Origin of the sequence: Bacillus sp. AFS077874 (assembly GCF_002566505.1) — a bacterium.
Lineage (GTDB): Bacteria > Bacillota > Bacilli > Bacillales > Bacillaceae_G > Gottfriedia.
Genome location: NZ_NUYF01000048.1, coordinates 98,731 through 118,053, shown reverse-complemented (window position 1 = coordinate 118,053; position 19,323 = coordinate 98,731). Strand labels below are relative to the sequence as shown.

Below are 19,323 nucleotides of genomic sequence, written 5' to 3'. Positions count from 1 at the left end.
GCTGGTAATGTTTGTGGGAAATTTCCGTTCGGTCCCATGTATGCCGGTAATGTTTGGGCTAAATTTGGATTCGGTCCCATATATGCTGGTAGTGTTTGCCCTGTATTTGGATTTGGTCCCATATACGATGGCATTGTTTGCCCAGTATTTCCTGGCATTGGCGCTGGTAATGGCATTGGCATCGCAGTTGGCGGAACTGGTGCTACTGGTGCTCCTCCAGTCGCTCCTGGTGCTTCTCCAGATCCTGGCAACATCGGCATAGCTCCAAAACTCGGTAATGTTGGTAATGCCCCTCCTTCTCCACGTGGATAATATGGGTATCCAGCATTTGGTCCCATATATGCTGGTAATGTTTGTGGGAAATTTGCGTTTGGTCCCATATATGCCGGCAATGTTTGTGGGAAGTTTTCATTTGGTCCCATATATGCTGGTAACGTTTGGGCTGCGTTTGGGTTTGGTCCTACATATGCTGGTAATGTTTGGGCTACGTTTGGATTTGGTCCCATATATGCTGGTAATGTTTGGGCTGCGTTTGGATTCGGTCCTACATATGCTGGTAGCGTTTGAGCTGCGTTTGGATTTGGTCCTACATACGCTGGTAATGTTTGCGGTACATTCGGTCCTGCGTATGCTGGAAGTGTTTGCGGTGCATTCGGTCCTGCGTATGCTGGAAGTGTTTGTGGTGCATTCGGTCCCATATACGCTGGCAATGTTTGTGGTGCATTATTTGGTCCCATATACGCTGGTAATGTTTGGGCTTTATTAGTAGCTACTGGTGATACTTGCGCATTTGGCTTTCCTGTTGCCACTGGCGATACTTGCATATTCGGTTTTCCTGTTGATACTGGTGATACTTGCATATTTGGTTTTCCTGTTGATACTGGTGACACTTGCATATTTGGTTTTCCTGTTGATACTGGTGATACTTGCATATTTGGTTTTCCTGTTGATACTGGTGATACTTGCATGTTTGGTTTTCCTGTTGATACTGGTGATACTTGCATATTCGGTTTTCCTGTTGCTACAGGTAATACTTGCTCTTTTGGTTTTCCTGTTGCTACTGGTGATACTTGCACATTTGGTTTTCCTGTTGATACTGGTGATACTTGCACATTTGGTTTTCCTGTTGATACCGGTGATACTTGTTGATTTGGTTTTCCTGTTGATACAGGCGATACTTGTTGATTTGGTTTTCCTGTTTCCGCTGGCGATACTTGCGGAGTTGGTGTTGACGGAGAAACTAATGATCCTGGGAAGTAGTTCTTTTTCTCTGACATGCTTTGTCCTCCCTTGGTGTTCACATTTGATTTATTATCATTTATCGGATTTTTAACTGCCACTGGCGAAACAACTTGCGGTATGTTCGCATTTGGTTTTCCAGTTTGAACAGGAGATACTTGTTGATTCGCATTATTTGTCGCAGGTGATACAGTCGGTTTCGCAGGTGGAATAGGTACCTGAATTACAGGTTTTACTGTCGGTGTAACCTCTACATTAATATTCAAATTATTATCAACTGGCTTTGAATTCGGCATGACAGCAGGTTGTGTCTGTGCTACAGGTTGAACATTTCCTTCTTCTACCTCCAAAGCAACACTTGGTTTAGGTTGCTGTACCTCCTTTTTAGAACCTAATGGGGCTGGTTTTTCTCCCCTTTCTGGCACTTTTATTTTCATGCCAGGATAGATCATATCTGGATTACTTAGTTGGGCATTTAATTTAACTATCTCTTCGTAGTCGATGTTATATTTTTGAGCAATGCTCTTAAGGGTATCGCCCTTTATTACTATGTGAATTCTCACCTTTTCCCCTCCTGACCAATTGCCTCTACGTTGGATTGTACATTAGTACCTCACAACAATGTATGTCTGAATATTTGTATTTATGATAGAAGGTATTTTAATTTATGACGAGTAAGCTTGTATAAGTATTTACTTTATTCTTGTTTTTTCTATAAAAAAATCATTTAGCTCAGAATGAACTAAATGATTTTAATTTTTTTGCTATTTAATTTTTAAGCAAGCTCAAGCATTTTATCTAATGCTTTAACTGCATCTTTTGCAGTTTGTTTATCTACTGTAATTATATTTTGAATGTTACCTTTTTCGATATTTTCTAAAGACCATAATAAATGTGGTAAATCGATACGATTCATCGTTAAGCAAGGACACATAAACGGATTTAATGAAATGATCTCCTTATCAGGATGATTTTTAATAATTCTTTGAACTAGGTTCATTTCAGTTCCAATTGCCCATTTACTTCCTGCAGGAGCTGCTTCAATTTGGTCAATAATATATTTAGTAGATCCATTGTCATCACTTGCTGCTACAACTTCTCTAGAACACTCTGGATGCACAATAATTCTCATATCTGGATGATTTTTTCGTACATTCTCAATATTTTTCACTGTAAAATTCTCATGAACAGAGCAGTGACCTTTCCAAAGTATTACTTTGATGTTATTTAGATCATCACCCTCATATTCTAAAGTGTCCGTTATTGGATTCCAAATCGCCATATGCTCTAACGGTACACCTAATTCAAATGCTGTGTTTCTACCTAAATGTTGATCAGGTAGGAACAAAATACGTTCCTTTTGTGTAAAAGCCCACGAAACAACTTTTTTAGCATTAGATGATGTTACGGTTGCTCCATCATTTCTACCGACAAACGCTTTAATAGCAGCAGTTGAATTAACATATGTTAACGGTAAAATTGTGTCTCCGAAAAGCTTCTGTAACTCTACCCATGCACGATCAGTTTGATGGTGATCTGCCATATCTGCCATTGAACAGCCTGCTCTCATATCAGGTAAAATAACAATCTGTTCGTCTTCTGTTAAAATATCTGCGGTCTCTGCCATAAAATGTACACCACAGAATACGATATATTTCGCTTTTTTATTATTAGCAGCAACTTGAGCAAGTTGTAGAGAATCTCCAGTCGAATCTGAAAAAACTACAACTTCTTCCTTTTGATAATGATGACCTGGAATGAAAAGAGCATCACCTAATCTCTCTTTTATATCTTTTACTCTTTTTTCCATTTCCTCAGTTGATAATGTATAGTATTCATCAGGAATTTGATATCCTTCATTTTTTTGTATCATATCTAAAACGTTCATTGTCCCCACTCCAATCCCTCTTTATTACAAGTAGAAGCTTATATCTAATGCTTTTGCCGAATGTGTTAAACAGCCTAAAGAAATAACATTTACACCACAGTTTTGAAAATTTGCTAAATTATCTAAAGTAATTCCACCAGAAGCTTCTGTTACAATCGTTTCTGGAACAAGCTTAACGAATTCTTTTATTTCATCTGGAGTACGATTATCAAACATAATGACATCTGCACCAGCTTCAATAGCTTGAAGAACTTGATCTTTGTTTTCTGTCTCGACTTCAATTTTGACCATATGACCTAATTTATTACGTAATGAATCTACTGCATTTTTAATTGAACCTGCGTAAGCAATATGATTATCTTTCAGCATCACTGCATCATATAAGCCGAAACGATGGTTTGATCCTCCACCACAAGTAACTGCATACTTATCAAACAAACGTAAACCTGGCATCGTTTTTCTTGTATCAACAAGTTTGATTTTCTCGTCGTTTAATGTTTCAACTGCTTTTGAAGTAAGTGTTGCAATCCCACTCATTCGTTGTAAAAGATTAAGCATAACTCTTTCACCTGATAATAACACTTGAACTGGTCCTTCTACTTCCGCAAGGAGCTGCCCTGCCTGAACAGTTTCACCATCTTTAACGTGCAGTGTTACTTTTATATTTTCATGAAGTAATTTATAAGTTATTTCGATTAAATCAGTACCAGCAATTACTCCATCTGCTTTTGCAAGTACTTTTCCAGTTGTTCTTTCATGCATTGGAAAAATATGAATTGAGGATAGATCTCCTTCTCCAATATCCTCTAATAAAAATTGCTCAATCATTTTTTTAGCTTTTAATGTATTCATGCATTTCTCTCCTCAAATATTAGCTGGTTGATCGATATATTCTATAAAATGTGAGCCGATGCTTTCTTTTCTTCTTAATGCAGCTTCTGCTATTAGTTTTCCAGTAATTAGCATATTGTATCTTTCTATTTCCTCTTTGTTCATCGGGTGTGTATCAACTGTTTTAGATTCTAAGAAGTAAGAAAAATAGGTGATTGCTTTCGATAAATCGTCTACATTTCTTACAATACCGATATACTTCATCATTATTTCTTTAATTTCATCTTTTGTAGGTAATGTTCTAAATCTTGGTATCATGTATTTTGGCAGATTCTCATTTATTTTAGCTAAAGGAAGGTCAGCAATAAATTTCGCAACCTTTTTACCAAACACAATCCCTTCCAATAAAGAATTACTTGCAAGTCGATTTGCACCATGCACACCTGTACAAGCAACCTCTCCTACTGCATATAATCCAGGTATTGTCGTTTCTCCATTTGCAGATGTCTTTACCCCACCCATGTGGAAATGTGCGCCTGGAACAACAGGAATCAATCCTTTTTCTAGATCAATTCCATTATTAATAAGATTGGCAGTAATTGTTGGAAAACGTTGTTCAAATCCATCAATCATCTCAATCGATAAATAGATTTCTTCCCCGTTTTGCATTTCATTAAAAATCGCCCTACTAACAACATCTCTTGGTGCTAAATCTTCAAAAGGATGAATTCCTTTCATAATGCGACGACCAGTTTTCGTAACCAAAAAAGCTCCTTCGCCTCTAACAGCTTCTGATACTAGACCTTTACATGCCCCATTAATGTAAAGCATGGTTGGATGAAATTGAATAAACTCCAAATCTGCCATCTCACAACCTGCTCGAAATGCCATCGCAATTCCATCTCCGGTTATGGCCCTATTATTGGAACTAAATTGATACATTGCCCCAATACCACCAGTTGCCAAAAGTGTTGTGTTTGCAAAACAGGATTCTAATTCCCCATTTTCATTAAGTATATATACACCCTTACATATTCCATCTTGTATGATTAAATCAATTACCATTTCATGTTCTATAATCGTTATTTTATCTTTTAACCGAGCATAGATAGTTTCAACTAAATACTTTCCAGTGGCATCTCCGCCAGAATGTAAAATTCTATTTTTCCGATGCGCTCCTTCTCTACCAAGATGAAATTGACCTAATTCATCTTTATCAAACTCCATGCCAATAGAAACAAGATCCTTCATAGACGTTGTTCCGTTCTTTACTAGTTCTTCTACTGCTTCTATATTATTTACATTACAACCCGCTTCGAGCGTATCTTGTTTATGAAGTTCCCAAGAATCATCATCAGACATTACAGCTGCAATTCCACCTTGTGCAAGCATCGAATTGCTGTCCCAAATTTTTTTCTTTGTGAATAGAATCACATTTTTAGACTGACAAATTTCCTCAGCAGCCATTAAAGCAGCAATCCCACTGCCAATAATGACAACGTCTGCAGTTCGCATAGTTGCCCCCTCCATTTACAGTACATCTATTTAAATTTTATCTTATAGATAAAAAAGCTGTCTTGACACCTATATTTACATATATTTAAACTAATGACAAGAAATTTTTTTTAATGAGTAAAAAAGGAGACTTTAATTTGATTTATTTAGACTATGCTGCAACAACTCCAATGAGTGAAGAAGCCATTGAGACATTCGTCACCGCCTCTAAAAATTACTTTGGAAATGAGCGAAGTTTACATGATATTGGCTCAAAGGCATCACTGTTACTTGAAGCATGCCGCAAGCAATTAGCAGGATTTATAAATGCTAGCCCCGCTTCAATTTACTTTACAAGTGGAGGAACTGAATCAAATTTAATTGCTATTCAAACCCTCTTGAAGAGTACAAAAAAAGTCGGAAATCACATACTAACCACAGCATTAGAGCATTCTTCAATAAGTAATTATTTAAAAGTACTGGAAGAACAAGGATATGAAGTTTCTTATTTGCCAGTTACAAATAGCGGGATTATCTCTTTAGAAGTAATTGAAAATGCAATTCGTGAAGATACTGTATTGGGCATTTTTCAACATGTAAATTCTGAAATTGGAGCTATTCAACCGATTAACGAGATTGCAAATTTATTTAATTCATCAAATATTTTACTTCATTGCGATTGTGTACAATCATTTGGAAAAATAACAATTGATGTCTCAAAATATGAAATTTCTAGTCTGAGTATTTCAGGTCATAAATTATATGGACCAAAAGGGATCGGAGCCCTTTATTTAAATCCTAAATTAACTTGTCAACCAATCTATCCCGGTACATCTCATGAAAGTGGGATTCGCCCCGGTACTGTTAATGTCCCAGCAATTGCATCATTTGTAACAGCAGCTGGTCATATAATAAAAAATCAAGATGAAGAGCAAAAGAGATGTCTCTATTTAAAAAATGTTTTAAAATCACAATTACAAGATGTTCAACATCTTGTAAAATTTGAAGGTTCTGATGGAGAGTGTATTCCAAATATAATTGGAATGAGGATCATTGGACTTGAAGGTCAGTTTGTTATGCTTGAATGTAATCGACATCAATTTGCCATTTCAACGGGAAGTGCTTGTGCAATTGGTATGCAGAAACCTTCAGAAACAATGTTAGCAATTGGAAGAGACCCCCATGAGGCAAAACAATTCTTCAGAGTTTCAATCGGAAAACATACAACAGAAGAAGACTTAGTCAAATTTTCGTCTGTGTTAAAATTAATCATTAATCAAAATTTTTAATCGAGGAAATTAAAATGAATAAAAAACTTTTAGGGGAAGAAAGAAGAAAGAAAGTTTTACAATGGTTAAAGGAGTCTGAGTCGCCCTTATCAGGCAATTCCTTAGCTAAAAGAGCAAATGTTAGTCGACAAGTTGTCGTAGGTGATATTACACTTTTAAAAGCGAAAAATGAGCCTATACTAGCAACTGCACAAGGCTATATTTATATACATCCTAATAAGGAAACCGACAAAATTAGAAAAGTAATCATTTGTCACCATACAGCTGAAGACACTCAAAAAGAACTAGAAATATTAGTCGATCACGGTGTTACTGTTAAGGATGTAATGGTTGAACATCCCGTCTATGGATATATCACAGCCCAATTACAAATTGCGAACCGTTATGATATAAGCTTATTCCTTCAAAAAATGGGAGAAACGAGCTCTGTCCCACTGTCAAATTTAACAAATGGAACACATCTTCATACGATAGAGGCAGATAGTGAACAGCAGCTTGAAAGTGCAATCTTACAATTAAAAACTGAAGGTTTTTTGGTAGACATGCCATAAGTGAACAATAAGGAGTGTCTCATATGTCAAGGAAATGGACATATGGGCATCCTTTTTTTATTTTGAGCAGGGGTATCTTAGTTAGACTTTAAATTGTAGTTGAAGTTTTCGATTTTGTTGATGGTCATTTCAGCAAGCTTTAATCAATTTTCAAGTCGAAATAGGAGTAAAATTGCTTCTTTCCCTTTAAAAGGGTCTTATTTTTGTACAATGTGAAGTCAAAATACCTTTACTAGTATGGGTAAAACTTTATCTTATTTGCGATTATTGGAAATTTATTTGCTGTTTTGCCAAGTTTAATTGCGATTCTCGAATTTTAATTGCTATTTTAACAATGTTAATTGCGATTCTCCAAATTTATTTGCAGTTCGCTATTTAGTTACCTATTTATGAATAAATAAGAAAGAGGGTGTCCAAAATTTGGACACCCTCTTTTTATACAGGAATTATTAATCGATAAATTCGAATTCGTATTCAGAAATTTTAACGATATCTCCGTTTTTCGCGCCACGTTGACGTAGTGCTTCATCAATCCCCATTCCACGCATTTGACGTGCAAATCGACGAATTGACTCTTCACGTTCAAAGTTAGTCATTTTGAATAGTTTTTCAAGCTCTTCACCTTTAACGACGAACGTTCCATCACTTTCACGAGTAATCTCAAAAGTAGGTTCTTCTTTTTGATATTTATAAAGAACTCGTAATGGTTTATCTTCCTCTTCGTCATGAAGTGGGAATTCTGGAGTTGTTTCAACTAAATCTGCAACTGTAAATAATAAATCACGTAAACCTTGACGTGTTACCGCAGAAATTGGGAAAATTTGAACTTCATCTCCAACTTGTTCTTTAAACTTAATTAAGTTTTCTTCAGCTTCTGGAATATCCATTTTATTTGCAACGACTACTTGAGGTCGTTCAGTTAAACGTAAATTATATTCTTTTAGCTCTTGATTAATTGTTAAGTAATCTTCATACGGGTCTCTGCCTTCAAGACCTGACATATCAATTACATGAACAATTACACGTGTTCTTTCAATATGACGTAGGAATTGATGCCCAAGTCCAACGCCTTGATGTGCTCCTTCAATTAACCCTGGTAAATCGGCCATTACAAAACTTCGATTATCTTCTGTTTCTACAACACCTAAATTAGGAACAATTGTTGTAAAATGATAATCAGCGATTTTTGGTCTAGCAGAACTTACAACAGATAGTAATGTTGATTTACCAACACTTGGGAAACCAACTAATCCAACGTCAGCTAAAACTTTAAGTTCTAGTTTAATGTTTCTTTCCTTACCTGGCTCACCATTTTCAGCTATTTCTGGAGCCGGATTTGCAGGCGATGCAAACCGACTATTTCCACGGCCTCCACGACCTCCTCTTGCAATAATAGCTGTTTGACCATCCATTGTAAGGTCAGCTATTAATTCACCTGAATCAGCATCTGTTACAATCGTCCCAGGTGGTACTTTTACAATCATATCTTCTGCATTTTTACCATGTTGATTTTTAGACATACCATGTTGACCACGATCTGCTTTAAAATGACGTTTATAACGGAAATCCATTAATGTTCTTAAGCCTTCATCTACTTTAAATACAACATTAGCTCCCCTACCACCGTCTCCACCAGCAGGGCCACCTTTTGGAACATATTTTTCACGACGGAAGGCTACCATACCGTTTCCACCGTCTCCACCTTTTACATATATCTTGACTTGATCAATAAACATAAATCCACCACTCTTTTATTTTTCCATTTTAAATTCGATACTGCACTCTTCTGTCTCACAAAAATATGACATCATTCTAATTTTTGAGCTGTCATTTGATGATGAAGCAATCCACTTCAACATATCTTCTTTCTTTGTTAGTTTACCTCTGAAGTCAAAAAAGAAACTAACTGTTTTATCATTTATTTCAATTGTTAAACTAACAAAATTTTCCTCATAAATATGTACCCAAGATTCTAGTTTTTCTAAAAAATTTTGAATCCATTCTGTCATCACTTCGTCTAAATTTTTAAGCGAACATGGTTCCCCTAAAATTTCATAATCTAGTACAATTGTACGAGGCTTCCAGTTATAGGTAATGATAAATTCTGCAAACTCTGGAATTTGTAACGAACAAATTTTAGCTTCATTCAAAGAATCAGCAACAATTTTTGTTATCGTTTCTTCTAGCTGGTCAGATTGACCTGTGGCCATGTATCCTTTTATTAATTGAATTCGATTTAACCAATCATGACGTGAATGTCTTAATACCTCTAGAACGTCCCATTTCTCCTGCATTGTATTCTCCTATAGGTTTACATTTTTGGTATTTATGAAGGTAATAAAAAAGTTAGACTCGGCAATTCATTGATCATATTGAAAGTCTCAAACTAGTGTGTAGCTTGTAAAATGCCGAGTCTTTGGAGCATATTGTTTGAGAGGTTGCTATAACAACACCTATTTTCATGTTGAATAGCAATTTATTATAAATAAAAATGTCTTAAGTACAGAAAAACTCTAACCTAAAAGGTTAGAGTTTCTAAGTTAGTTTCTTAAGCTTCTTGAGCTACAGGGTATACACTTACTTGTTTGCGGTCACGGCCTAAACGTTCGAATTTAACTACGCCATCAACCTTCGCAAATAATGTGTCATCTCCACCACGACCAACGTTTACACCTGGATAAATCTTAGTGCCGCGTTGACGGTAAAGAATTGAACCACCAGTTACGAATTGTCCATCAGCACGTTTAGCGCCAAGACGTTTTGACATTGAGTCACGACCGTTTTTTGTAGAACCTACTCCCTTTTTAGAAGCAAATAACTGAAGATTTAATTTTAACATGGTTACACCTCCTGTTTTACTCGTTTATAGTGACATAGTCACCGTAACTTGCAGCGATAGTTTGTAAAGATACGATCATCGCTTCAAGGATAAGTTGCGCTTTTTGCATATTTTCTTCATTTAAATCAATCGGTAATTGATACTTCAAGAAACCTTTCTTTTCATCAATCACTGTATTTAATTCCGAATCTATACGGCAAATTGCTTCCAAAGCATTTACAGTTCCTACTGAAACTGCTGATATACCGGCACAAACAATGTCAGTTCCGGCATCAGAAAAAAATGCATGTCCACTTATTTTAAAGGAACCTATACGTCCATCTTTTAAACGTTCAATTGTTATTTTAGTCATTACTTAAAATTAAGCGTTGATTTTTTCGATAACAACTTTAGTGTAAGGTTGACGATGACCTTGCTTACGACGGTAGTTCTTTTTAGATTTGTATTTGAATACAAGAATCTTTTTAGCTTTACCGTTCTTTTCAACTTTTGCAGTTACAGTAGCTCCTTCAACAGTTGGGCTACCAACTTTGATGTTTTCGCCACCTACGAATAAAACTTTGTCGAATGTTACAGTTTCACCTGCGTTAGTATCAAGTTTTTCGATGTAGATTGCTTGACCTTCTTCAACTTTGATTTGTTTACCACCAGTTTCAATAATTGCGTACATAATTGCACCTCCTCAATAGTCTAAGACTCGCCACCAATAGGCATGCTAAAAATAGCAATTTAATACCTATTATGCGCGGTTGTAGCACGGGTGCGCTACAAACAATAACATTATGATGTTACCATGGCGCATGTCGAATGTCAACAACTTCTTCAGTTAATGACTGTTTCTATATAGCTGGTGATTTCCTTGGTCGTACCAGTTCGAACTATATTATAAAAAGGTGTTTTTGAAGATAAAATTTTTAAACATATTTTTATAAACATTGCTTTTTCTAGTCTTTGTACATGATTATTTTGATCTCCATTTAACGCTATTGCGACATCCTCACTACATTCAACAAGTAAAGCCTCAATATCACGACTTGTTGAGAGCTCCCAAAGCGCTCGTTCTAGTTCAAAAACTGTCTGAACTGTGTTTTTTACAAGCCCACTACCATTACACTCAGGGCACTTTTGATGTGTTGCTTCGATATGTGAATGAGCTGTTCTTTTGCGTGTAAGTTCAAATAAACCAAGGTCAGAAAATCCAAATAGCTTTGTATATGCTCGATCATTTTTAAAGGCTTCCTTTAATTGATCCCCTATACTTTTTTGCTGTTCAACGGACTTCATATTTATAAAATCAATAATAATCATGCCACCAATATCACGAAGTCTTAATTGGCGAACAATCTCATTTGCAGCTAATTGATTTGTATGATAAACAGTTTCTTCACGATTATTTTTCCCGCTAAATTTACCTGTATTTACATCGATCACTGTCATAGCTTCAGTTTGTTCGATTAGAAGAAATGAACCATTTTTTAACCATACAATTTGTTTAAAAGATTTCTCTATTTGTTCTTCAATTTTAAATGCCACGAAAATATTTTCATTTCCTCTATAACTAATTATTTGAAGATCTTCAGGCAAATAATTTTTATAAGCAGCTAAATCATCAATGATTAATTCACTGATTGTATCTTTAGGATGTAATTTAAAAAACTTAGTAAACAAGGAATTCGCTTCCCATACACATGTTATTTTTTTAAAACTTTGATTTTTTAATGAATCATAAAATGTTTGAAAGCCTTTTAACTCATTTAAAATCACACCTGATTCAGCATTTTCACATGAAGATCTGAAAATTAGCCCCTCATTCTCACTAGTGTAATCTCGGCCTAATGAGTATAATTTATTTCGTTTCGATTCTTTTTTTATTTTATTTGAAACAGCAACTTGTTTTGTAAGAGGGAAATATACAACGTAATCACCAGAGAACTCAAGATTATTTGTAAGCTTAGGACCTTTCTCATCAAACGCATCCTTTATGACTTGAACCAAAATATATTGTCCTTTTTGGAACTTTTTTCTTATTAATTCGTCTTTATTGATTTCAGATTCTTTACCCTCGACTGTATCTTCGAATCTCATGAAGCCATTTTTATTTAAACCAATATTTACAAAAATTGCATTTAATTTCGGCATTACTTCTTGGATTTGTCCTACATATATATTTCCTACATATGTATTTTGGTCTGCAGAAGAAAACCATTCAACTAGCTGTTCATTTTCAGTTACAGCAATTCTTTTCTCTGAATGTTTTACATTCATAATAACTTTCTTCAAATTCATCTTCCTAACTATGTATAGTATCTATCACATTTTATTCATTTAAGTAGAAAAAAGCTAGTTAATACAATCTAATTAGTTCGTCTACTCACATGAATAGTAGAAATTGAATATTATATTAAGATTTCACTTACATTTTCCCCTTTTCTTTTCCTGTATTACCCTTTCTTTTACTTAATCCTGATTTAGATTGGAGCGATTATATGGATATAATTCTATCAATTCTTATTCCAACTGTCCCCGAAAGAATGGGGTATCTAAATAATATTATTAATGAATTAGATAAACAGAGTAAAGCATATCCAGTTGAAATATTAGTACTTTTAGAAAATAAAAAAAGAAGCATTGGTGAAAAGAGAAATGTTCTAATTGAGCAAGCAAAAGGAGATTATGTAGTTTTTATAGATGACGATGATCGGATAGAACCAAATTATATCGAATTATTGTGCTCAGCAATCAATGAAACGCCAAATGTTGACTGTATTGTATTTGACGTTTTAGTAAATTTTAATAACCAATTTTCTAAAGTTTGTAAATATGGGAAAGAGTTTGCACATGGGGAAGATAAAAATTATTATTATCGAAAACCAAATCATTTAATGTGCTATTCAAAAAAGATTGCCTCGGCACATAAATTTCTTAATATTAGTTTTGGAGAAGACGATGAATGGGGCAGACGAGTTTCAAACGATATAATAATTCAAAAAAGGATCCCTTCTATACTGTATTACTATGACTATATTCCAAAAGACTCCTCGTGGTATGTATAGTAATAATTGAATAAAATTAATTAAAAAATGGCCTCACCTAGAGACCATCTTTTTTTGTTTGCTATTGGAATGCTTATTTTAATTTTCAACACTATAAAGATGGCTTCATATCAAGCCATCTTGAGTTTATAGAAAATGTATTAAATAATTGAAATCTAACTAATTAACTCTTCAAGCGAGTAGGTTGCTTTCTTCTCAGTAAAGTAAGCATGTAATAATTCATTTTCATCTAACATTTGTTGATTTTTTTTATCAAGAGAAAAGACGACGTTGTATTTATATCCTTTTTGAAAGTTAGAAAAAACTTGAAATAATTTTGTTTCTTTATTCAAGGAGATCGATTTAATTTTTTGGATATATTGTTCATTTCCATAAAACCGTTCCATTAAAAATCGTATAACAACAAAATGCCTATTTTTCCATTCTCCCCATAAGGAAACGATTAAAAATAATAGACAAACCCAAATTGTAATATTCATAGGCTGTATGATGATTGTAAGTAATGAGGATAACAATAAAAATACAAATGATGAGTACAAGCTATATATATGAGCTTTAACGAACGGAAAGATCAATGAAAATAACTGATAGATTAATTTCCCACCGTCTAATGGCCATATTGGTAATAAATTAAAACAAAGAATACTAAGATTGTAATTGATAAAAAGCGTATAAAGGTTTTCAGGCATTAAATTCATTTGAAATAGGAAGTTAGCGATTATATATAAAGTTAAATGTTGAATGGGGCCAGAGATTGTAACAATAAACTCCTCGTAGGTTGGTCGATTTCCATGTTCATCAAGATCTACAACCCCCCCAAAGGGAAGTAGCGTAATTTTATTTATTCTCCAATTAAATGAAGTAGCAGCAAAGGCGTGACCTAATTCGTGGCAGAAAATAATAATTGATACAAACAATACTGACCAAAAATTAGCTGTCATAATACCAATACACGCAATTAATAAATACAGTGGATGAACAGAAATTTTGGAAGGAAGAGTTAGCCATTTATTCAAATGGAATCACCTGTTTCGGATCTATAAATTTTTCCCCCATTTTAATTGCGAAATAATAAGTCCCTAGATTCCCTTCATCATTAGATGATACCGTTCCGATAACCTTTTTACTATCCACTTCGTCATAAACTTTTACGTTAGTTGTTCCTAATTTTCCGTACCAAGATTCTGAACCATCGGCGTGTTGAATAATGACCGTATTTCCTAAATTATCTTTCTTTCCTACAAAAAGTACTCGACCTTTTTTGATTGACTCTACTTTTTGGTTAGCTTCAGTTTGAATCAATATACCTTGGCCGTCCGTTTTAAAACTTTGCAGTACTTTACCACTTGCAGGAACAGCATAATTATCATTTCCAGCATTGTCTTTTTGATCATTTAATTGCGGTAAAAAAGCAATAGGACTTCCAAACCGATCTTCATACCATTTCTGTAATGAAGCAAACTGAAATTCACTTTCATAAACTTGTGATAGACCATGCCGAACTTGAGATGCCATAGGTGAGTTACTTTTTAAGATGATGGCTAAAGCTAGTACAATAATCGCGCATAATAAACTTCTAAACATAAAGTTAGAGTTATTCATTATTTTCTTACCTTGCTCTTCTACCAAATCATCATAAGTATAAGTGTATCCGCCCTCAGTATTTTGCACTTCTTTTACCGGAAATTTGCTCATCATTTGATTCGGATTCGGGTTTCCCCATTTTTCTTCTTGTTCACGCCGTTTAGCGATCCGCTTTCTTATATCATCTACGCGCTTACTCAAAGTGTCACCTCTCCTCGCAAACTAGTTAATTAATTTATATGAATCAATAGGACAACTTATGAGTAGATAATTTGAAAAGTGGATAAAGCTATTAGGCAGTATTTTGGAAGAGATTAAAGAGGACTTTTGAAAAATAGAAAAAGAAAAACACTTCGCTTTTTACGAAGTGTTATCGGATACCAAATAATTTTTTCACTTTAAAGAAAATACTCTTTTCAGTTTCTAATGATTGTAATGGTACGGATTCCCCTAGCACTCTTCTTGCAATATTTCTATATGCAATAGAAGCTTTTGAATTTGGATTCATTGCTACAGGTTCACCACTATTAGTTGCCTTAATAACGCTTTCATCATCTTGAACAATACCAATTAAATCTACAGCTAACATTGAAGTAATTTCATCAACATCTAAGCTATCTCTATTTTCCATCATATGACTTCTAATACGATTGATTACTAGTTTAGGAGGCTCAATATCCTCTTGATCTAATAGTCCAATAATACGATCTGCATCACGAATTGAAGAAACTTCAGGAGTTGTGACAACGATCGCTTTATCTGCACCTGCTACTGCATTTTTATATCCTTGCTCAATTCCAGCAGGGCAGTCTATTAATATATAATCATAGTCTTTTTTTAATTCATCAACAAGCTCTCTCATTTGTTCAGGAGAAACAGCAGTTTTATCGCTTGTTTGAGCAGCAGGTAATAAATATAAGCACTCAAAACGCTTATCCTTTATTAATGCCTGATGCGTTTTACAGCGACCTTCAACAACGTCCACTAAATCATAGACGATGCGGTTTTCTAATCCCATGACAACGTCTAAGTTACGTAGGCCGATATCAGTGTCAATTAAGCACACTTTTTTTCCAAACATCGCTAATGCTGTTCCTAAATTTGCCGATGTAGTTGTTTTACCAACTCCACCTTTACCAGATGTAATTACTATAGCCTCTCCCACAGTTACATCATGCCCCTTTCTAACCTTGTCAAACTAGGTCTAAGATGAGTCAGAAATTGTATGCGATCGACAATGATTTGGCTGTCTTCGTTTATATACGCGCATTCCATCTCATTGCCTTCATCACCATAATGATCCGGTGCTCTGTTCATTATGCTGCAAATTCTCAACTGCATTGGTCTCATTATTGATGCCGCAATAACTGCCTCCTTATTACCATTAAAACCGGCATGAGCAGTACCTCTTAGTGCACCCATAATAAAGATATTTCCACCCGCAATAACAGTTCCACCTGGGTTAACATCACCGATTAACAGTAAATCACCTTTCACTTGGAGAATCTGACCGGATCTTACCATTCTACAAATAGGTACAATTTCCTCCCTTTTCATCCATTCAATAGCTTCTTGCTTCGAAATCACATTACTTTCGATTGTTTCAACCACAAGATTATTCTTTTTACGAACAATTGAACGAATAATTTCATCTTGTTCGGGAGATAAAAAACGATTTCCTATTTTTAAACGAACTGCAAGTAAGGGACGATCATTGCTCTCAAACAAGTGGGTAGACAGTCTTTCTTCAATTTCATCTACTAAAATTTGAAAAGAACATGTATCATCGAGGTGCAGTGTTAGACCATCTTTCGTTCCTTTTATTGTAACATATTGTTGCCTCTGTTCCATGATAAGTGTTCACCCCGATTGTATAATTCGACATGCACCAGAAAAATCCTTTATTTTTCCTCATTATTTTCACTAATCGTTCTTAATAATGATGAGAAAGGATATGCAAAAATTAATATAAATAGTGCATTCAGTAATAATGTCGGTAATAATCGATGATTCAAAAAGTATGTATTATTCATATTAGTAAATCCGAACAACGCATTTAATCCGTATACTAAATATTCTAAGGCTGCTGTCCATATTAAAACAAGAATACTTCGAACGAATAAATTCGCGTAAAGTATTTTAATTGCTTGACTTATTAAAAAGATAAATAACGGAAAAGCAGCTAAATATATACCTATAATCTCTGTATAAACAATATCATAAATGAATCCAAAGATAACACCATAAATAAGCGCCTTCTTCGGATTGTAATATAATGTAATAAATAATAAACCAAAAAATAAAAAATGTGGAACAATTATCGCATTGTGACCAAGAATGTTTGGCGATACAGTTGATACAAAAATATTTTCTAAAATAAACAGAAATGTTAAAAGGAGAGGTAAACCATACTTACTCATTTACTAATTACTCTCCTTTCTGTGGCTGATCAATTGAACGCTTAACAGCTAGTACATGATTTATGTCATTAAAATCTGCTTGCGGTTTAATATAAGCTGTTTGAGTTAGCCCATGTTCATCTGGAACAACTTCCTCAACTTTTCCTATCACTAGATTAGCTGGAAAAACACCACCAAGACCTGAAGTCACGACTGTTTGTCCTTTTTTTACTTTTGCATTTGAAGGAATTCGTTTGAATAATAAAGCTTGTTTCTCAACATCATAACCTTCTATCAAACCAAAAACCGTATCTTTTTGCTGAATTTTTGCAGAAATTCGATTTGTTCGATCTGAAGAACTTAATAATTGTACAGTTGATGAAAATTTAGAAACATTTCTAACTTTACCAATTAAGCCCTTAGAAGTGATAACTGCCATTTCTTTTTCAATTCCACTTATCGATCCTTTATCAATTGTAATGATTTGTTGCCATTTATCAGGATCTCTTATTGTTACTGTAGCTTGAAATGTATCATAATCACTTAAACTTTTTTTGATTCCAATCGTGTCTTTTAATTCTTTATTTTCTTTTTCTAATGCTTTCTCACGTACAGATAATTCAACATATTTATCGAGCTTACTTTTCAAAACTTGATTTTCTTCATATGTATCTTTTAAGTCCGCCATATTATTAAATAAACCCGCAATAAGTTGTGCGGGCTTATTAAATACTTTTTCAGTCAAACTTACTGTATCTTTAATAAACTGCTCAGGAATTGAAAGGTTTCTATTACTTCTTAAAGAATAACCTAGAAGTGCCACTAGTAAGATAATAGCAGCTAAGACAATCATTAAACGTTTATTTTGAAAAAATTGTGGCATTCTTACACCCTCTTATAACAATTCAACTTTTTGTTCTAACGATTTCATGAATGTAATCCTCACTAATTGTAGTGAGGATTACAAATTTTAACTAATCTTCTTATTAAAGAACTTATTTAGTAGTTCAACCTTTTAGAAAACTAGCTTATTTTTCAATACATTTTCCATTCAATTTTATCGATATTGACTTGAATTTGCACCAAAATTCTTTTTGAAAATATCGATATTATCTAATGCTTTACCTGTCCCCATTGCAACACAATCAAGAGGGTCTTCTGCAACTATTACAGGCATGTTTGTTTCTTGAGCAATTACTTTGTCAATATTACGAAGAAGTGCTCCACCGCCTGTAAGAACGATTCCACGATCAATAATGTCTGCTGCTAATTCAGGTGGCGTTTTCTCTAAAGTATTTTTTACTGATTCAACAATTGCGGCAACTGTATCACTTAATGCTGTTGCAATTTCTTCTCCATGGATTGTAATTGTTTTAGGTAAACCAGAAATTAAATCACGACCACGAATATCCATTTGTTCATCTGATTCAGTTTTAATAGCTGAACCAATTTCAAGCTTTAACTGTTCGGCAGTTCGTTCACCAATTGATAAGTTATAGTTCTTTTTAATATATTGAATGATCGCTTCGTCCATATCATCACCAGCAGTACGAATCGATTGACTTGTAACGATTCCACCTAATGAGATAATTGCAACTTCAGTTGTTCCTCCACCAATATCAACAACCATACTACCAGTTGGTTCCATAACTGGTAAATTAGCACCAATTGCAGCAGCAAAAGGTTCTTCAATTAAGAATGCATCACGTGCACCAGCTTGTCTTGTTGCATCGATAACAGCTCTTTTTTCAACAGCAGTAATACCTGATGGTACACATACCATTACGTAAGGTTTACGTGAGAAAAATCCGTTACTCTTTTGAGCTTGATCAATATAGTGCTTCATCATTGTTGCTGTTGTTTCAAAATCAGCAATTACACCATCTTTCATTGGTCTAGTTGCAACAACATTTCCTGGAGTACGACCGATCATTAATTTTGCTGAATTACCTACAGCAACAATTTGTTTCGTATCCGTCCTTAAAGCAACTACAGAAGGTTCTCTAACTACTATTCCTTTTCCTTTTACAAAGACTAAAGTATTCGCAGTACCTAAGTCTATTCCTAAATCACGAGTAAATCCACCTAATCCAAACATATGTATCTTCCTTTCTAAAACGTACAACTTAAATTCATATTTAAAGTATCTATACTAT

At 34.4% G+C, this 19,323-nt stretch carries 20 protein-coding genes and 1 other annotated feature; of the genes, 3 read left to right on the top strand and 17 right to left on the bottom strand.

The window, feature by feature from the left end:
• From COJ46_RS20780 to nadB, 4 genes are all read right to left on the bottom strand, one after another.
• Positions 1-1,802: LysM peptidoglycan-binding domain-containing protein (locus tag COJ46_RS20780; protein WP_141540914.1), on the bottom strand; the 1,802-nt coding region annotated here is incomplete at its 3' end.
• A 212-nt stretch (positions 1,803-2,014) separates the two neighbouring features.
• Positions 2,015-3,127, bottom strand: a complete 1,113-nt coding sequence (gene nadA, locus COJ46_RS20775) for a quinolinate synthase NadA (protein WP_097978924.1) — start codon at positions 3,125-3,127, stop codon at positions 2,015-2,017.
• A gap of 24 nt (positions 3,128-3,151) precedes the next feature.
• Positions 3,152-3,979 (bottom strand): carboxylating nicotinate-nucleotide diphosphorylase, encoded by an 828-nt coding sequence (gene nadC, locus COJ46_RS20770; protein ID WP_097978905.1) that lies wholly within the window; start codon positions 3,977-3,979, stop codon positions 3,152-3,154.
• A 12-nt stretch (positions 3,980-3,991) separates the two neighbouring features.
• Positions 3,992-5,473, bottom strand: coding sequence for an L-aspartate oxidase (gene nadB, locus COJ46_RS20765; RefSeq protein ID WP_097978906.1), 1,482 nt, complete (start codon positions 5,471-5,473; stop codon positions 3,992-3,994).
• 113 nt (positions 5,474-5,586) lie between these two features.
• On the opposite strand from nadB, the gene COJ46_RS20760 reads away from it, so the two are divergent.
• Complete coding sequence (locus COJ46_RS20760; RefSeq protein WP_420488113.1) at positions 5,587-6,741, top strand: IscS subfamily cysteine desulfurase; 1,155 nt, start codon at positions 5,587-5,589, stop codon at positions 6,739-6,741.
• Between the two features lie 8 nt (positions 6,742-6,749).
• Complete coding sequence (locus COJ46_RS20755; protein WP_097978908.1) at positions 6,750-7,292, top strand: transcription repressor NadR; 543 nt, start codon at positions 6,750-6,752, stop codon at positions 7,290-7,292.
• A gap of 449 nt (positions 7,293-7,741) precedes the next feature.
• Here COJ46_RS20755 and obgE read toward each other — a convergent pair whose 3' ends face one another.
• From obgE to COJ46_RS20725, 6 genes are all read right to left on the bottom strand, one after another.
• The gene (obgE, locus tag COJ46_RS20750; protein WP_097978909.1) at positions 7,742-9,028 is read right to left on the bottom strand and encodes a GTPase ObgE; all 1,287 of its coding nucleotides are present in this window, start codon (positions 9,026-9,028) and stop codon (positions 7,742-7,744) included.
• A 15-nt stretch (positions 9,029-9,043) separates the two neighbouring features.
• Complete coding sequence (locus tag COJ46_RS20745; protein WP_097978910.1) at positions 9,044-9,586, bottom strand: Spo0B C-terminal domain-containing protein; 543 nt, start codon at positions 9,584-9,586, stop codon at positions 9,044-9,046.
• Between the two features lie 254 nt (positions 9,587-9,840).
• Positions 9,841-10,131 (bottom strand): 50S ribosomal protein L27, encoded by a 291-nt coding sequence (gene rpmA, locus COJ46_RS20740; protein ID WP_025672162.1) that lies wholly within the window; start codon positions 10,129-10,131, stop codon positions 9,841-9,843.
• Positions 10,132-10,147: 16 nt separating this feature from the next.
• Positions 10,148-10,483 carry a ribosomal-processing cysteine protease Prp gene (locus COJ46_RS20735; RefSeq protein ID WP_097978911.1) on the bottom strand — a complete coding sequence of 112 codons (336 nt, stop codon included), beginning with the start codon at positions 10,481-10,483 and terminating at the stop codon, positions 10,148-10,150.
• A 9-nt stretch (positions 10,484-10,492) separates the two neighbouring features.
• Complete coding sequence (rplU, locus tag COJ46_RS20730) at positions 10,493-10,801, bottom strand: 50S ribosomal protein L21 (RefSeq protein WP_025672164.1); 309 nt, start codon at positions 10,799-10,801, stop codon at positions 10,493-10,495.
• A gap of 13 nt (positions 10,802-10,814) precedes the next feature.
• Positions 10,815-10,892: a sequence feature (ribosomal protein L21 leader region), on the bottom strand.
• 61 nt (positions 10,893-10,953) lie between these two features.
• Positions 10,954-12,411: an Rne/Rng family ribonuclease gene (locus tag COJ46_RS20725; RefSeq protein ID WP_176522671.1), complete on the bottom strand. Its 1,458-nt coding sequence runs from the start codon at positions 12,409-12,411 to the stop codon at positions 10,954-10,956.
• A 206-nt stretch (positions 12,412-12,617) separates the two neighbouring features.
• On the opposite strand from COJ46_RS20725, the gene COJ46_RS20720 reads away from it, so the two are divergent.
• Complete coding sequence (locus tag COJ46_RS20720; RefSeq protein WP_097978913.1) at positions 12,618-13,184, top strand: glycosyltransferase family A protein; 567 nt, start codon at positions 12,618-12,620, stop codon at positions 13,182-13,184.
• 155 nt (positions 13,185-13,339) lie between these two features.
• Here the strand turns inward: COJ46_RS20720 and COJ46_RS20715 are convergent, their stop codons facing one another.
• The 7 genes from COJ46_RS20715 to COJ46_RS20685 form a co-directional block, all read right to left on the bottom strand.
• Positions 13,340-14,200, bottom strand: a complete 861-nt coding sequence (locus COJ46_RS20715) for a site-2 protease family protein (RefSeq protein ID WP_097978914.1) — start codon at positions 14,198-14,200, stop codon at positions 13,340-13,342.
• On the bottom strand, positions 14,193-14,969 hold the full coding sequence (locus COJ46_RS20710) for a M23 family metallopeptidase (RefSeq protein WP_286133681.1): 777 nt from the start codon (positions 14,967-14,969) through the stop codon (positions 14,193-14,195). The genes COJ46_RS20715 and COJ46_RS20710 overlap by 8 nt, the downstream gene beginning before the upstream one ends.
• A gap of 169 nt (positions 14,970-15,138) precedes the next feature.
• Positions 15,139-15,933: a septum site-determining protein MinD gene (minD, locus tag COJ46_RS20705; protein WP_097978915.1), complete on the bottom strand. Its 795-nt coding sequence runs from the start codon at positions 15,931-15,933 to the stop codon at positions 15,139-15,141.
• Between the two features lie 2 nt (positions 15,934-15,935).
• Complete coding sequence (gene minC, locus COJ46_RS20700; protein ID WP_088014420.1) at positions 15,936-16,622, bottom strand: septum site-determining protein MinC; 687 nt, start codon at positions 16,620-16,622, stop codon at positions 15,936-15,938.
• 47 nt (positions 16,623-16,669) lie between these two features.
• On the bottom strand, positions 16,670-17,188 hold the full coding sequence (gene mreD / locus COJ46_RS20695) for a rod shape-determining protein MreD (protein ID WP_097978916.1): 519 nt from the start codon (positions 17,186-17,188) through the stop codon (positions 16,670-16,672).
• A 7-nt stretch (positions 17,189-17,195) separates the two neighbouring features.
• Positions 17,196-18,050 carry a rod shape-determining protein MreC gene (gene mreC / locus COJ46_RS20690; RefSeq protein WP_097978917.1) on the bottom strand — a complete coding sequence of 285 codons (855 nt, stop codon included), beginning with the start codon at positions 18,048-18,050 and terminating at the stop codon, positions 17,196-17,198.
• Between the two features lie 174 nt (positions 18,051-18,224).
• Positions 18,225-19,265 carry a rod shape-determining protein gene (locus COJ46_RS20685; RefSeq protein WP_097978918.1) on the bottom strand — a complete coding sequence of 347 codons (1,041 nt, stop codon included), beginning with the start codon at positions 19,263-19,265 and terminating at the stop codon, positions 18,225-18,227.
• Positions 19,266-19,323: the final 58 nt, after the last annotated feature.

Bases quoted from the DNA above. Each gene is read 5' to 3' on its own strand.
- nadA (WP_097978924.1), bottom strand. From the start codon at position 3,127: ATGAACGTTTTAGATATGATACAAAAAAATGAAGGATATCAAATTCCT.
- nadC (WP_097978905.1), bottom strand. From the start codon at position 3,979: ATGAATACATTAAAAGCTAAAAAAATGATTGAGCAATTTTTATTAGAG.
- nadB (WP_097978906.1), bottom strand. From the start codon at position 5,473: ATGCGAACTGCAGACGTTGTCATTATTGGCAGTGGGATTGCTGCTTTA.
- COJ46_RS20760 (WP_420488113.1), top strand. From the start codon at position 5,587: ATGAGTAAAAAAGGAGACTTTAATTTGATTTATTTAGACTATGCTGCA.
- obgE (WP_097978909.1), bottom strand. From the start codon at position 9,028: ATGTTTATTGATCAAGTCAAGATATATGTAAAAGGTGGAGACGGTGGA.
- COJ46_RS20745 (WP_097978910.1), bottom strand. From the start codon at position 9,586: ATGCAGGAGAAATGGGACGTTCTAGAGGTATTAAGACATTCACGTCAT.
- rpmA (WP_025672162.1), bottom strand. From the start codon at position 10,131: ATGTTAAAATTAAATCTTCAGTTATTTGCTTCTAAAAAGGGAGTAGGT.
- COJ46_RS20735 (WP_097978911.1), bottom strand. From the start codon at position 10,483: ATGACTAAAATAACAATTGAACGTTTAAAAGATGGACGTATAGGTTCC.
- rplU (WP_025672164.1), bottom strand. From the start codon at position 10,801: ATGTACGCAATTATTGAAACTGGTGGTAAACAAATCAAAGTTGAAGAA.
- COJ46_RS20720 (WP_097978913.1), top strand. From the start codon at position 12,618: ATGGATATAATTCTATCAATTCTTATTCCAACTGTCCCCGAAAGAATG.
- mreD (WP_097978916.1), bottom strand. From the start codon at position 17,188: ATGAGTAAGTATGGTTTACCTCTCCTTTTAACATTTCTGTTTATTTTA.
- mreC (WP_097978917.1), bottom strand. From the start codon at position 18,050: ATGCCACAATTTTTTCAAAATAAACGTTTAATGATTGTCTTAGCTGCT.
- COJ46_RS20685 (WP_097978918.1), bottom strand. From the start codon at position 19,265: ATGTTTGGATTAGGTGGATTTACTCGTGATTTAGGAATAGACTTAGGT.